General features: G+C 43.8%; 15 protein-coding genes. 5 read left to right on the forward strand and 10 right to left on the reverse strand.

Annotation, left to right across the window (positions count from 1 at the left end; genetic code table 11):
* From nqrF to bolA, 7 genes are all read right to left on the reverse strand, one after another.
* Nucleotides 1-1,130: NADH:ubiquinone reductase (Na(+)-transporting) subunit F (gene nqrF / locus AACQ42_RS02550; RefSeq protein ID WP_094165949.1), on the reverse strand; the 1,130-nt coding region annotated here is incomplete at its 3' end.
* 33 nt (nt 1,131-1,163) lie between these two features.
* Complete coding sequence (gene nqrE / locus AACQ42_RS02555) at nt 1,164-1,760, reverse strand: NADH:ubiquinone reductase (Na(+)-transporting) subunit E (RefSeq protein ID WP_013856175.1); 597 nt, start codon at nt 1,758-1,760, stop codon at nt 1,164-1,166.
* 7 nt (nt 1,761-1,767) lie between these two features.
* The gene (locus AACQ42_RS02560) at nt 1,768-2,400 is read right to left on the reverse strand and encodes an NADH:ubiquinone reductase (Na(+)-transporting) subunit D (RefSeq protein ID WP_013856174.1); all 633 of its coding nucleotides are present in this window, start codon (nt 2,398-2,400) and stop codon (nt 1,768-1,770) included.
* Entirely contained in the window at nt 2,400-3,167 is a 768-nt protein-coding gene (locus AACQ42_RS02565; RefSeq protein WP_013856173.1) for a Na(+)-translocating NADH-quinone reductase subunit C, read from the reverse strand. Before AACQ42_RS02565 ends, AACQ42_RS02560 begins: the two co-directional genes overlap by 1 nt.
* Nucleotides 3,157-4,401: an NADH:ubiquinone reductase (Na(+)-transporting) subunit B gene (locus AACQ42_RS02570; RefSeq protein WP_094165950.1), complete on the reverse strand. Its 1,245-nt coding sequence runs from the start codon at nt 4,399-4,401 to the stop codon at nt 3,157-3,159. Before AACQ42_RS02570 ends, AACQ42_RS02565 begins: the two co-directional genes overlap by 11 nt.
* Before the next feature lie 5 nt (nt 4,402-4,406).
* The gene (locus tag AACQ42_RS02575) at nt 4,407-5,747 is read right to left on the reverse strand and encodes a Na(+)-translocating NADH-quinone reductase subunit A (RefSeq protein WP_026027642.1); all 1,341 of its coding nucleotides are present in this window, start codon (nt 5,745-5,747) and stop codon (nt 4,407-4,409) included.
* A 495-nt stretch (nt 5,748-6,242) separates the two neighbouring features.
* A complete protein-coding gene (bolA, locus tag AACQ42_RS02580) occupies nt 6,243-6,551 on the reverse strand; it encodes a transcriptional regulator BolA (RefSeq protein ID WP_026028533.1) in 309 nt (102 codons plus the stop codon).
* A 161-nt stretch (nt 6,552-6,712) separates the two neighbouring features.
* On the opposite strand from bolA, the gene AACQ42_RS02585 reads away from it, so the two are divergent.
* The 4 genes from AACQ42_RS02585 to AACQ42_RS02600 all read left to right on the forward strand — a co-directional run bounded on the left by AACQ42_RS02585 (nt 6,713) and on the right by AACQ42_RS02600 (nt 10,457).
* Nucleotides 6,713-7,843: a methyltransferase gene (locus AACQ42_RS02585; protein ID WP_094165951.1), complete on the forward strand. Its 1,131-nt coding sequence runs from the start codon at nt 6,713-6,715 to the stop codon at nt 7,841-7,843.
* Nucleotides 7,844-7,867: 24 nt separating this feature from the next.
* Nucleotides 7,868-8,437, forward strand: coding sequence for a YajG family lipoprotein (locus tag AACQ42_RS02590; RefSeq protein WP_094132491.1), 570 nt, complete (start codon nt 7,868-7,870; stop codon nt 8,435-8,437).
* Nucleotides 8,437-8,982 carry a peptidylprolyl isomerase gene (locus AACQ42_RS02595; protein WP_013856167.1) on the forward strand — a complete coding sequence of 182 codons (546 nt, stop codon included), beginning with the start codon at nt 8,437-8,439 and terminating at the stop codon, nt 8,980-8,982. Before AACQ42_RS02590 ends, AACQ42_RS02595 begins: the two co-directional genes overlap by 1 nt.
* 83 nt (nt 8,983-9,065) lie before the next feature.
* Nucleotides 9,066-10,457, forward strand: a complete 1,392-nt coding sequence (locus tag AACQ42_RS02600; protein ID WP_094165952.1) for an AmpG family muropeptide MFS transporter — start codon at nt 9,066-9,068, stop codon at nt 10,455-10,457.
* Nucleotides 10,458-10,512: 55 nt separating this feature from the next.
* On the opposite strand, the gene AACQ42_RS02605 is transcribed toward AACQ42_RS02600, so the two are convergent.
* From AACQ42_RS02605 to AACQ42_RS02615, 3 genes are all read right to left on the reverse strand, one after another.
* Complete coding sequence (locus tag AACQ42_RS02605; RefSeq protein WP_017044032.1) at nt 10,513-11,196, reverse strand: ChrR family anti-sigma-E factor; 684 nt, start codon at nt 11,194-11,196, stop codon at nt 10,513-10,515.
* Entirely contained in the window at nt 11,193-11,795 is a 603-nt protein-coding gene (locus AACQ42_RS02610; protein ID WP_013856164.1) for an RNA polymerase sigma factor, read from the reverse strand. Before AACQ42_RS02610 ends, AACQ42_RS02605 begins: the two co-directional genes overlap by 4 nt.
* A gap of 180 nt (nt 11,796-11,975) precedes the next feature.
* Nucleotides 11,976-12,551, reverse strand: a complete 576-nt coding sequence (locus AACQ42_RS02615; RefSeq protein WP_026029151.1) for an LON peptidase substrate-binding domain-containing protein — start codon at nt 12,549-12,551, stop codon at nt 11,976-11,978.
* 329 nt (nt 12,552-12,880) lie between these two features.
* Here AACQ42_RS02615 and AACQ42_RS02620 point away from each other — a divergent pair, with 329 nt between their 5' ends.
* Entirely contained in the window at nt 12,881-13,669 is a 789-nt protein-coding gene (locus AACQ42_RS02620; protein WP_094165953.1) for a nucleoside-specific channel-forming Tsx family protein, read from the forward strand.
* Nucleotides 13,670-13,751 lie beyond the last annotated feature (82 nt).

Consider the following 13,751-nt stretch of genomic DNA (forward strand, 5'->3'; position numbering starts at 1 on the left):
CACATGTAGTATTCACAATCTTCAGGCGCTTCATGGTCTTTCAGATAGTTTTCATACAATACATTGTGGATGAAACCTGTGTATCCATCCCAGTTATCTTCAGGCATTGGATCAGAAAGAGCACAGTGCCATACGAAATTCGAGTTTTCAGCTGCAAGGCCGTCAAAATCTTCAACGTAGAACATCTCACGCTTAGAGCGCGCACCATACCAATAAGACATCTTACGGGTAGATTTTAAACGCTTAAGCTGATCGAAGATGTGTGAGCGCATTGGAGCCATGCCCGCACCACCACCGATAAAGACCATTTCTGCATCCGTATCTTTGGCAAAGAACTCACCAAATGGACCAGAAATAGTACATTTATCACCTTCTTTCAGTGACCAAATGTAAGAAGACATCTGACCCGGTGGCACATTGGGATTATTAGGCGGCGGCGTAGCAATACGCACGTTTAGCATAATAATACCGAACTCTTCAGGGTAATTCGCCATTGAGTAAGCACGAATAATGTCTTCATCAACTTTTGACTCGTAGCGGAACAGGTTAAATTTGTCCCAATCGCCACGATACTCTTCTGGCACGTCAAAATCTGAATATTTGATGTGGTGTGCTGGCGCTTCGATCTGAATGTAACCACCAGCACGGAAAGGTACTGACTCGCCATCAGGGATCTGAAGTTTAAGCTCTTTAATGAAGGTGGCTTTGTTGTCGTTAGAGATAACGGTACATTCCCACTTTTTAACACCAAAAATTTCTTCAGGAAGTTCAATATCCATGTCTGTTTTCACAGCCACTTGACACGCTAAACGTTCACCCTCACGAGCTTCACCTTTAGTAATGTGATCAAGTTCAGTAGGAAGAATATCACCACCGCCAGATTTCACTTTTACACGGCATTGACCACAAGAGCCGCCGCCACCACATGCCGATGATACAAAGACACCAGAACCTGCAAGTACGCTCAGTAGCTTGCCACCTGGATTAGTCACAATAGACTTATCTGCATCACCGTTAATTGAAATTGTAATGTCGCCTGTTGGAACTAGCTTAGATTTAGCAAATAAAATTACCAAAACGAGTGCTAGAACAATCAGGGTAAACATCACTACACCAAGAATAATGTCCATTGACTATTCCTTAATTGTTGCGGTTTACCCGACTTACAGTTGAACACCAGAGAAAGACATAAAGCCTAACGCCATTAGACCCGCCGTGATGAAGGTAATCCCTAAACCACGTAAACCCGGAGGTACATCTGAATATTTCATTTTCTCACGGATACCGGCAAGAGCGACAATCGCTAACATCCAACCCACACCCGAACCGAAACCGTAAACGACGGATTCAGCAAAGTTATAATCACGCTGAACCATGAAAGATACACCACCAAAAATGGCGCAGTTCACTGTGATTAAAGGTAAGAAAATGCCCAGCGCGTTATACAAAGGTGGGAAAAAACGATCCAATATCATCTCTAAGATCTGTACCAATGCGGCAATAACACCGATAAAGGTAATGAAATTTAGAAATGTAAGATCAATATTTTCACCCAATGCACCTGGTTTAAGTAACAAGTTATAAACCAAGTTATTCACTGGTACTGAAATGGTCAGAACAACAGTAACCGCAATCCCTAAACCAAACGATGTCTTTACTTTCTTAGATACAGCAAGAAATGTACACATACCCAAGAAGAAAGAGAGTGCCATGTTTTCGATAAAAATCGATCGAACAAGCAAACTGATATAATGTTCCATAACGCCCTTACTCCTTCGCTTCTAGTTGTTCAGGTTTGAACGTGCGAATCGCCCAAATCATGAAGCCAATTAGGAAGAATGCCGAAGGTGCTAGCAGCATCAAACCGTTAGGTTGATACCAGCCACCATCTTTTACAAGAGGTAGAACTTCCATTCCAAATAGCTTGCCTGAACCAAGAAGTTCGCGGAAGAAACCAACAGTGATCAAGACAAAACCATAACCCAAACCATTACCGATACCATCGATAAAGGAAGGAATCGGTGCCGACTTCATTGCAAATGCTTCAGCACGGCCCATTACGATACAGTTAGTAATGATCAACCCTACGAACACCGATAGCTGTTTCGAGATATCGTATAAGTAAGCACGTAGGATCTGGTCAACAACAATAACCAATGAAGCAATGATCGCCATCTGAACGATGATACGCACACTGTTAGGTATGTGGTGACGAATTAACGAAACGAATAAGTTAGAGAAAGCCGTTACAAACATAACGGCTAGCGTCATAACAAACGCCGTTTCCAATTTAGTGGTTACCGCAAGGGCAGAACAGACACCAAGCACTTGAAGTGCGATTGGGTTGTTATCCAACACTGGCGCTAGAATGCTCTTTTTAATCTCTTTTGCGCTAGACATTAGTTCAAACCTCCGTCACGTACTTTTGCTAGGAATGGACCAAAGCCCATATCACCTAACCAGAAGTCGAAAGTGTGTTGAACACCGTTACTGGTCAGTGTTGCGCCAGAAAGTCCATCAACGCCATGCTCAGATCCGGCAGGAGCGCCACCTTTCACAACTTTAATTGCAGGTTGGTGGTTGTCATCAAACAATTTCTTGCCAACAAATTGAGCACGCCATGATGGGTTTTCAACTTCACCACCCAATCCCGGAGTTTCACCTTGTTCGTAGTAAGTAATGCCGGAAACGGTATTACCATCGGTTTCTACAGCCACAAATGCGTACATCATTGACCACAAACCATTACCGTGAACGGGAACAATCACTTTAGAAATTTCGTCGCCACTTTTCACTAGGTAAACAACCCCAGTATTAGCACGACGAATAATCTTCGCTTTATCTTGTTCCGCTGTTAGCTTGATAGATTGAGCTGGGTCTTTAGAAGCTTTGCGTTGATCATAGGCCGTTGCATCGCCATCAACAAAGTTCCCGGTTTTAAAATCAATCAAACGAGGTTCAATGTATTTAGCAAAAAGCTCTGGCACGCTACCAGACTCGTTAATGCCTGCAACTTCAACAATCTTGCTTTGCTTATCAAGTACTGCGTTAACTTTTTGCTTGTCACGCAGGCCAACCGCTGCTGTCGATACGATGATTGAGCACACTAAGCTCAATGCGATAACAACAAACAGCGTTTTTTTAATGCTATCGTTATTACTTGCCATAGCGTGCTAGTCTCCGCTTGATGTTCTTCTCAATCACAATATGGTCAAACAAAGGTGCAAATAGGTTCGCAAATAAGATCGCCAGCATCATACCTTCTGGATAAGCTGGGTTAACCACACGAATCATCACACACATTGCACCAATCAAAATACCGTATGCCCATTTACCTTTGTTAGTAAATGAAGCCGATACTGGGTCGGTTGCCATGAAGAACATACCAAACGCAAAGCCACCAAGTACCAGGTGCCAATGCCAAGGCATATTAAACATTGCATTTGTGTCTGAACCAATAACATTGAACAGCGTTGATATGGCAATCATACCCACCATAACACCCGCAATAATGCGCCATGAAGCAATGCCCATGTAGACAATAAATGCCGCACCAATCGCCAGTGCTAACGTCGACACTTCACCGATAGAGCCAGGAATGTTACCAACAAATGCATCCATCCAAGTAATGGCTTCGCCAGTGACCTTATTGATCAGAGCACCGTTACCACCTTGAGCCCATTGGCTTAGCGCCGTTGCACCAGAAAAACCATCTGCAGCTGTCCAAACAACGTCACCAGAGATCTGTGCTGGGTAGGCGAAGAATAGAAAAGCACGGCCGGCTAATGCTGGGTTTAGGAAGTTACGCCCGGTACCACCAAAGATTTCTTTGGCAACAACCACGCCAAAGGTAATCCCTAAAGCGGCTTGCCATAAAGGCAGTGTGGGTGGAACAATCAGAGCAAACAAAATTGAAGTTACAAAGAAACCTTCGTTAACTTCATGCTTACGCACCATACAAAACAGCACTTCCCAAAAACCACCGACCAAGAATACCGTGGCGTAGATAGGTAGGAAGTAAGTCGCACCGAGCAGCATCATACTTGCCCAACCGGCTTGCGTACTTAATGTACCGCCAAGCATTTCAGTTAGCCAATAGTGCCAGTTACCACTGATGACTGTCGCCAATTCAGCGCTAGAATACAGATGGTTAAGTGCAGTAATCGATTGGTGACCAACGTTATACATACCCCAGAACATCGCTGGGAATACCGCTAGCCAAACCATGATCATGATGCGTTTGAGGTCAACGCTATCACGAACGTGTGAGCTTCGTTTTGTAACTAAACCAGGCGTATAAAAAAGCGTTGCGGCTGCTTCATACAAGGCAAACCATTTTTCATGTTTGCCGCCAGGTTCAAAATGATGCTCGATGTCTTCAAGAAACTTTTTAAGGCCCATGAAAATTACCCTTCCTTCTCAATCTTGTCTAGGCACTCACGAAGTAGCTGACCATATTCGTATTTACCAGGACATACAAAGGTACACAATGCGAGATCTTCTTCGTCCAGTTCAAGGGCACCGAGACGTTGAGCGCTATCGATGTCACCTGCACATAGGTCACGAAGTAGGAGCGTTGGTTCCATATCTAGTGGCAACACTTTTTCATAGTTACCAATAGGTACCATCGCACGATCACTACCATTGGTTGTGGTTGTCATGTTGAACAACTGACCTGTGAATAGATGACCAAGGAAAGAGCGAGTGACTGAAAATTTGTTCTTGCCAGGCATTGCCCAACCAAGAAAATCTTTGTCACGACCTTCACGCAGAACCGATACTTGGAGGTGGTAACGACCAAGATAAGCTACAGGCCCCGCCGCTTTCACACCAGAAAGTACAGAACCAGAGATGACACGAACTTCGCCCGGCATCAATTCGTTATCCGTTAACTCTTCGAGGCTAGCACCAATCTGAGTACGGACAAGACGAGGTTTGTTGACTACGGGTCCTGCAAGCGACACCACTCGCTGTGTGTATAGCTCACCGGTTAAGAACAATTGACCAAACGCAATCACGTCTTGGTAATTGATGCTCCACGCCACATTGACTGCATTTACTGGATAGAGGAAATGCATGTGAGTCCCTACAAGACCTGCAGGGTGTGGGCCATCAAACACATGTTCTTCAACGTTTGGCTGTGAAGAGCGTGGCAAGCTAGTACCAGATTTACAGACGTAAACCTTGCCCTCAGTCAGAGTTGAAAGGATATCGAGACCAGCGACGAATGCTTCAGATTGCTCATTAATGATCGTCTCAGGTTTTGCCGCTAATGGATTGGTATCCATTGCTGTCACAAAAATAGCCTGAGTTGAAGACTCAATTGCTGGAACCTTGCTAAACGGACGAGTACGCAACGCAGTCCAAAGACCAGACTCAACTAACTGAGTTTTAACCGTTTGACGGTCAATACTTGCTAGTTGGCTAGCTTCAAAGCTATCGAACGTGATTTGCTCATCACCTGCCACTTCAATCACAACGGATTGTAGGACACGTTTGGCGCCACGATTGACTTCGATAACCTTACCGCTTGCTGGTGAAGTAAATTTAACACCCGGATTCTTTTTATCTTCAAAAAGAATTTGAGCTTTCTTTACTTCATCGCCTACGCGAACATGCATGGTAGGACGCATGCCAACGTACTCTTCGCCAAGCAAGGCGACTTTAGTGATGGTCTTACCATCATTAATCACCTGGGAAGGAGTTCCTGCAATAGGAAGGTCCAAACCCCTTTTTATTGTAATCATACGCACTTGCACTATTTTATCGGGAAAAAGATTCTTTTAATTGCGTAAGTTCAAGGCTTGTTTATCTTTCATGGTCGTTCTTGATAAGAGGCCAAATGAAAGTTAAACCAGCCTTAGACACGACATTTCTGTGTCCGATTTTGGCTTGTTTTAAACGCCAGAACCGCAACATCCTTTTAATAACCTCATCACAAGTATGGTATGAGATCCATTAGGTGCAATAGTCTAGCATTTTTTCGGAACCTGATGCCATGACCAATCCTCTGATAAGTCGTTTTATTTGGAAGGATTTGAATCATAAAGGCTAGCGAATAGTCATAACTTTGAAGCATCGCACAAATAACCTATTCCTTACCCCTTATGAGTATTTATTTTTATTCACTACCTAAAACAATTTCTCTCAACTTGTTCATCTCGTCAATTTGTTTAAATACTGTTAACATTCCGCTCAAAAACAGAACAAGAGAACGGCATATTCAGACGGTTCTGAACGAGTTATTTTCCACCGCCCATACACATAGGACTATCAGGTACGCCACTAATTTGCGCCTGCCACTCTTGTGGTGTGTAGGTATGAATCGAGAGTGCATGAATGTGGTTCGCTAACTCTTCTGCCAACACTTGGTTAACCTGTCGGTGACGGCCAATCAAACGCATTCCTTCAAAACGGTCACTCACCACAATGACTTTAAAATGGCTTTCCGATCCTGAAGGCACATTGTGCATATAGCTTTCATTTTCGACTTTCAAATAATCAGGGTGAAATGCTTGATGCAATTTTTGTTCGATTATGGGTTGGATCATACCGTTGCCTTTCTTCCTCAAATAAGAGCATGAGAACATATACGAGTGTAAAGAGATTTAAGTTTAACTAGCCTTATAGAATAGCGAAAGGTTTTGGTTCCTTGTTTCTACGCCATTTGAGACAATGCATCCGTAATTCTCACTACGACCTATAAAAAATTATGAAAACAGAGTTGGCACTGCATGATCGAACGTTGAGCTTGCACCGTTTCCCACATCGTTCAAACGAAACATTACAAGCTTGGGATGCGGGCGATGAATATGTGATTAATCATATTGAAGCGTTGAATTTAGCAATAGGCAAACGCATCCTTATTTTAAACGATCACTTTGGCGCTCTATCGTGTTGGTTTGCAGATAAGCATCACGTCACCATGATGAGCGACTCTTTTATTTCGCAACAAGGTACGTTAAACAATCTTCAGCGCAATCAGTGCCGCAACGTGCAATTGCTCTCAACAATGGATGCCATCCCTGAATCGGTCGATCTGGTGCTTTTTCAATTGCCCAAGAGCAATCGCCACTTGGTTTGGCAATTAAGCCAACTCCGTCAGTCCCTTGCCCAAGATTGCCCTGTGATAGCGGTCAACAAAGCGAAAGAGATCCACACATCAACCTTAAACTTATTTGAAAAGTATTTAGGTTCAACAAGCACTTCTCTTGCATGGAAAAAACACCGCCTCGTTTTTTCAGTACCGAACGTATCACCGATTGAAACGGTGGAACCCATAACTGAATGGGCCGTAGAAAGCGAATCCATCCGTCTAAAAAACCTGCCGAATGTCTACTCAGGTGAGGGATTGGATCTCGGCGCACGCTTTTTTCTACAGCATCTTCCACAAGATCCTAAGTTACAGCACATCATCGACCTTGGATGCGGCAACGGGGTGTTATCAATCAAGATGGGCCAACTCAATCCTCAAGTACGAATGACCTGCGTTGATGAAAGCTTGATGGCCGTCGAGTCTGCAAAGCTAAATTTGCTGGAGAATTTAGGAGAAGATCGCAATATTCAATGCATTGCGAATAACTGCTTAGATGGTTTTCAACAAGAGAGTAGCTGTTTAGTATTGTGTAACCCACCATTCCATCAACAACAAGCTATCACGGATCACATTGCTTGGCAGATGTTCTGTGATGCAAAGCATGTTCTTAAAAAAGGGGGACGATTATTAGTGATCGGCAATCGCCACCTCGGCTACGATGTAAAACTAGCAAGATTATTTGGCCAAGGGCAGGTAAAAACTGTCGCGACCAACCATAAATTTGTTATCTTACAAGCAACTAAATAGGCAAGGATAAGAAAGGAAATGACCATGAAAAAACTGGTTCTCGCAGCCTCAATCGCATTACTCACCGCTTGTGCCGCACCTCAGCAACAGCAAATCAACTTTATGCCTACTGCAACGACCAGCAAAAATACGGTCGTCAACAATAAAGCCTTTACTCTGGTTAGCAAAGATATTCGATCGGCGCAATATGTGGCTTTAGTCGATAGTGGCCGCTCTAATATTGAGCCAATTCATGCCAAACAAAATGTTCGCATTGCGGTTGAGAATGCGTTGGCAGAACAATTTAGCTCTCAAGGCTATCGCTTAACAGTGAACAGCGAAAACAATGTCACCGTTGAAATTGCAGAAGCACTAGTGACGGTAAAACACAGCGTCATGTCGAATGAAATGGATGGCAGTGTCACGCTTGAAATCACCGCGGAAACACCAAAAGGCAAATTGGTGAAAACGTTCAACGGAACGGCAAAACGTTCCGGTACACTCAGCGCTTCAAATGATGAGATTGAAATGGTACTCAACGATGTCATGAACTTGGTACTTAAAGAAATTGCCAATGACAGCGAACTTAATGGTTATTTACAGGAGCGCTTTTAATGTTACGTTCTCTCGTTACGACATTAGCGCTCGTCAGTTGCACTGCGTTTTCGGCGCCCAACGTCCTAATTGAGACGAACTTAGGGTCATTTACTGTTGAACTTAATACAGAGAAAGCGCCAACGACTGTCGCAAACTTCGTAAAATATGTTGAAGATGGCAGTTATGTTGGCAGCCAGTTCCACCGCGTTATCCCAGGCTTTATGGCACAAGGCGGCGGATTTGATGCGGATTTAAAACAACTCACCACTTACGCTCCCATCAAAAATGAAGCGAGCAATGGGTTGACTAATGACACCGCGACGATCGCAATGGCCCGTACCAATGATCCTAACTCAGCTACTCGCCAATTCTTTATTAACTTGGTCGATAATGATTTTCTCAACTACAACGCTCGCCCACCGGGTTATGCAGTCTTTGGTAAAGTCACGCAAGGGTTTGATGTTGTGCAAAAAATGGCTCAACAGCCGACCAGCACGAAAGGGCGAATGCAAGACGTCCCCATCGAACCAATCGTTATTACGAATGTCACACTAGAACAATAACCATACCAACGCCGATTTATCGGCGTTTGATTTTATTGGGTCGCCTTTCGACCTAAGCTGCTTTACTGACAAGGATTCGCTGTATGCCATCAACCTCCTCCTCTCTCACTTGGATGGAAACTATCCGTAGCTATCTTGATAAACGCCTATTGTGGGTATTTATGATGGGGTGTTCGAGCGGTTTTCCGTGGGTTTTGATTGGTTCGAATATGTCAGGATGGCTAAAAGATGCAGGCTTAACCACCGCTGCAATTGGTTATTTTGGCAGTGTCTTCGCAGTTTACGCGATTAATTTTCTATGGGCCCCATTGGTGGATCGCGTCAAATTACCCATTCTGACGCCATTATTAGGTCAACGCCGCAGTTGGGTATTTTTGTGCCAATCGATCATTGTGATCTGTACGTTGCTGATTGCGGGTGTCAATCCAGCCCAAAATTTGATGTTTACCTCAATGCTTGCCTTGGGCATTGCGATCGCTTCTGCCACTCAAGATATCGCGATTGATGCTTTTCGTATCGATACTTTCCCCAAATCACAAGCCAATAAGCTGCCACAAGCCTCCGCCATGGCCATCATGGGGTGGTGGACTGGATATTCTCTGCCGGGCTATCTCGCTTTTGTAAACGCCGATAGTATCGGTTGGAATGCCGTTTATTATGGCATGGCACTCTGTGTCGGCCTGTTAATGCTTTTCACGCTCTTGGTGGGCGAACCAAAAACACATCGCGAAGCACTACAGCATCAAGCGGAGCTGCGACACAATCAGGTAGTTGGTTCGAAAGTCGTCGCGTGGTTCACCGTTACCGTAATCGAACCATTTCTCGATTTCTTCAAACGCAATGGCGCGCAAGTAGCACTAACCCTGCTGTTGTTTGTCTTTTTATTCAAGATTGGCGAAGCTTTTCTTGGCCGAATGTCGATTCCATTTTACAAAGAAATTGGCTTTAGCAACGAACAAATTGGCCACTACTCGAAGTTAATTGGTTGGGGAGCAACCCTATTCTTCACTTTGATTGGCAGTATGTTTAACGTGCGATTTGGTATTGTTCGCGGCTTGATGATTGGCGGCATCGCGATGTCTGCCAGTAATTTGATGTTTTCGTGGATCGCTCAAGTTGGCCCTAATGAGCATCTGTTCTTGGCGACCATTATTGTCGATAACTTTACCACTGCGTTTTCCACCGTGGCCTTTGTTTCGTTTCTTACTGTGTTAACAGGGCAGGCATTTTCAGCAACGCAATATGCGCTATTGGCCTCTCTAGGAAACTTTGGCCGCACCACGCTGGCTTCCTTTAGCGGGGAGTTGGTCGACTATCTCAATAATTGGTCACTATTCTTTATTATTACCGCACTGATGGTAGTACCAAGCCTTATCATGCTCTACTCACTGCGCCATTATTTTGCTGATTTACTGCAAAAAGCTCGGCAGAGAGACATCGATGATATTGCCAAGCAAGGCGTTGATAAGCGTTAGATGAAAAAAAGGTCGTACAATACGACCTTTTTTAATTTGATGTGCCCGCTATAGACTACGGATAGAGACCTTTACCAAATAAGTTAAACACTCTCGCAACACCTTGCGTAAACAGCATCGGTTCAGTTAGCACCGTTAAGCATAAACAATCTTCATCCACTTTGGTAAAAGGGCTGTGTTTAATACTCGCATCTCTTTGAATGAAATCACCCACTTGATAATGTCCATCTTCATCACTGAAACCACCATGGAGCACCAAGGTCGACTCAACCCCTTTGTGTGTATGCTGAGGGATCTGCACGTTGTGATTGATGTACATCAGGTTCATGCGAGAGTCTTCAGCAATATCTAGGTGGGCACTAAAAACTTTACCACCATAGCTGCGCCACTCGCCTTTGAAACGAATCAGTTGGCTCAGCGTACTAGGCAGCATCACAACGCGATCATTGACTTTAATTTCTATCGGCTCAGGCTTACGCAAGGTCGATGGGTGTAGAGTATCCAGTGCTGTGATCGTTTCAAACATCTGGTTTAAATGATCATCATTAGAAACGGCCATTCTTTGTTGCGGCAACGATTGGCTCAGCAATGCTTCGGCGGCCCGAGTTTCTAAGTATTGAACCTGTTGACGACACTGAGTACAAAGTTCAAGGTGAGTGGCAATCATAATGCCATGCGCCGCATCAATTGAACCATTGGCATACTGCTGCAGTACTTCGTTGCTTGGATGGTGGCTCATAATTGCTCCGCTTGAATAGAATGTCTAAGTTTTTCAACGGCTAGTCGTAAACGCGATTTGACAGTACCGAGAGGAATATTGAACATCTCCGCAACCTGCTGCTGGGGCAGTTCTTCAAGATACACCGCCTTCACGATGGCTTGCTGAGCTTCAGGCAACAACGCCACAAACTTTAATATTTGCTCTTTTAACATGTCATGTTCAGGACAATAATGTTCAACCAAATCAGGTGGGCAGTAGTCAGTTGGCCAAATATCATCGGCATAAACATGTAACTCTCGTCCGCGCTGCTTACGCAGGAGATCAAAACACAAATTGCGTGCAATCGTGTAAACCCACGTCGAAAGCGAACTTTTTCGGTTATCGAATAGATGCGATTTCTGCCACACCGTGGTCATGGTTTCTTGCACCATTTCTAACGCCACTTGCTCACTGCCTACATGCTTAAACGCAAACTGTTGTAAACGAGGAGAGAAATAACGAAACACTAAGGCAAACGCCTGCTTATCACGTTGCTTGACACGTTCCATGCATTCAGCCCAGTCTTGCTTAGTGTAGCTTGGGCTTAGCGACACACTATGCTGAGAATCACTGCTCATGCTGCGCTCTTCCTTTAGGAGTAACCGTTGTTATTGGCATACAGTAGCCATAAACCTTTATACGTGAGTAAACCTTTATACGTGAGTAATGCATACATCGATCACTCGTCGTATTCTTTTTTATGCAGAGCCACTACTACAGAGCGACTTCTCGTTTAAGTTTACTGCACGCTTTCAAAGTTAGTGTGAGACTTCGATTACCTGCAATAAAAAGTCAACCGCACTGTGCGCGTCATCCTGCCTCATTAAATCATCAAATTGTTGAATCGAGATAGGGAGCAGCTCTAGCCATCGCTGCGCCACCCAACTGGCATCATCAAAAAAACAGTGCGAATAGAGCTCGCCAAGCTGAGGGAATTGCTGATAAACCGCTTGTAGCTGGTGGCTTAAATACCATTCGTGAGGTTCTAAATCTCTTACTGGCCAACTGGGCAATGACGTGACCTGAGCAACTCGCAGGCCATCAAATTCGCTCACTACTGACTCTATTTTAAAGCGCTCCATTCCCATCACGGTTAATCCTAACATCCCATTGTCGAGCGCTTCAAAATCAACAATCTTAACCAACATCCCAAATTTAGATAACTGATTTGCTTTATTGCCTTTTTTGTTATCAATCAAACAAATCCCAAATGTAGAGTCAGACTGGCTGGATTGAGTGACCATCCTCTTATACCTTGATTCAAAGATCCGTAGCTTCATTTTCCCTTCTGGTAAAACGATTGAAGCTAAAGGAAACAGCATCAATTTCTTCATCATTCATCACTCTTCATCATACCCGTCAATAAATACGTTGAAGATTACAAAACGATCACTAACTAAAAATGTTGGTTTATCGATTTGCATAAAACAATACCAAAGCAAACGTTTAAGTGATTAAAATCACATTAAAGATGCAAGCGAACGAAATATTAATTTAGTTCCGAGCAAATATTCATTAACGTGACCGTAGTCACTAAGTTTGTTCACTTTTGCATTCGCAATCACTTTTAATTGAGATTTTTATCGTTATTATTCGGGCCAATTGAACGCACATCAGAAATATACGTGTGCTGAATTATGACAAAACATAGAGAGTCCCCCTTATGCGTAAATCACTTCTAGCTCTAGGCCTAATGGCTGCAACTTCTGCTCCAGTTATGGCCGCTGACTATTCAGATGGCGACATCCATAAAAACGATTACAAATGGATGCAATTTAACCTAATGGCTGCAATCGATGAATTACCAGGTGAGTCATCGCATGATTACCTAGAGATGGAATTTGGCGGCCGCTCAGGGATTTTTGATCTGTACGGTTACGTTGATATCTTTAACCTGCTAAGCAACCCAAGCAGTGATAAAGAAGGCGCCGAAAAAATCTTTATGAAATTTGCACCTCGTATGTCACTAGATGCACTTACAGGTAAAGATTTGTCTTTCGGGCCAGTGCAAGAGTTGTATGTCTCTACGCTAATGGAATGGGGTGGTAAGTCTGGCGTTAACACTCAAAAAGTGGGCCTTGGCTCTGATGTGAATGTGCCTTGGTTCGGTAAAGTTGGTTTAAACCTGTACGGTACTTACGATTCAAATAAGAAAGATTGGAATGGTTTCCAAATCTCAACCAACTGGTTCAAGCCTTTCTACTTCTTTGAAAACGGCTCATTTATCTCTTACCAAGGTTACATCGATTACCAATTTGGTATGGAAACAGACAAAGGATACGCAACATCTAGCAATGGCGGCGCTATGTTTAACGGTATCTACTGGCACTCAGACCGCTTTGCTGTGGGTTACGGCCTAAAAGGCTACAAAGATATCTACGGTATCAAAGATACTGATGGATTCAAATCAACTGGCTTTGGTCACTACCTAGCTGTGACTTACAAGTTCTAATCGAACCTAAGTTTTTGGCTAAATGGCGCTCTCAAGCGCCATTTTTATTGCTTTCCATTTCTACCTCATTATCCTTGGCGCA

This window comes from Vibrio sp. V12_P9A6T4 (assembly GCF_963874835.1).
In the GTDB taxonomy this organism is placed as follows: Bacteria; Pseudomonadota; Gammaproteobacteria; order Enterobacterales; family Vibrionaceae; genus Vibrio; species Vibrio anguillarum.

Excerpts from the sequence above, each read along its gene's own strand:
- nqrE (WP_013856175.1), bottom strand. The coding sequence starts at position 1,760 with ATGGAACATTATATCAGTTTGCTTGTTCGATCGATTTTTATCGAAAAC.
- AACQ42_RS02560 (WP_013856174.1), bottom strand. The coding sequence starts at position 2,400 with ATGTCTAGCGCAAAAGAGATTAAAAAGAGCATTCTAGCGCCAGTGTTG.
- AACQ42_RS02565 (WP_013856173.1), bottom strand. The coding sequence starts at position 3,167 with ATGGCAAGTAATAACGATAGCATTAAAAAAACGCTGTTTGTTGTTATC.
- AACQ42_RS02570 (WP_094165950.1), bottom strand. The coding sequence starts at position 4,401 with ATGGGCCTTAAAAAGTTTCTTGAAGACATCGAGCATCATTTTGAACCT.
- AACQ42_RS02575 (WP_026027642.1), bottom strand. The coding sequence starts at position 5,747 with ATGATTACAATAAAAAGGGGTTTGGACCTTCCTATTGCAGGAACTCCT.
- bolA (WP_026028533.1), bottom strand. The coding sequence starts at position 6,551 with ATGATCCAACCCATAATCGAACAAAAATTGCATCAAGCATTTCACCCT.
- AACQ42_RS02585 (WP_094165951.1), top strand. The coding sequence starts at position 6,713 with ATGAAAACAGAGTTGGCACTGCATGATCGAACGTTGAGCTTGCACCGT.
- AACQ42_RS02590 (WP_094132491.1), top strand. The coding sequence starts at position 7,868 with ATGAAAAAACTGGTTCTCGCAGCCTCAATCGCATTACTCACCGCTTGT.
- AACQ42_RS02595 (WP_013856167.1), top strand. The coding sequence starts at position 8,437 with ATGTTACGTTCTCTCGTTACGACATTAGCGCTCGTCAGTTGCACTGCG.
- AACQ42_RS02600 (WP_094165952.1), top strand. The coding sequence starts at position 9,066 with ATGCCATCAACCTCCTCCTCTCTCACTTGGATGGAAACTATCCGTAGC.
- AACQ42_RS02605 (WP_017044032.1), bottom strand. The coding sequence starts at position 11,196 with ATGAGCCACCATCCAAGCAACGAAGTACTGCAGCAGTATGCCAATGGT.
- AACQ42_RS02610 (WP_013856164.1), bottom strand. The coding sequence starts at position 11,795 with ATGAGCAGTGATTCTCAGCATAGTGTGTCGCTAAGCCCAAGCTACACT.
- AACQ42_RS02615 (WP_026029151.1), bottom strand. The coding sequence starts at position 12,551 with ATGAAGAAATTGATGCTGTTTCCTTTAGCTTCAATCGTTTTACCAGAA.
- AACQ42_RS02620 (WP_094165953.1), top strand. The coding sequence starts at position 12,881 with ATGCGTAAATCACTTCTAGCTCTAGGCCTAATGGCTGCAACTTCTGCT.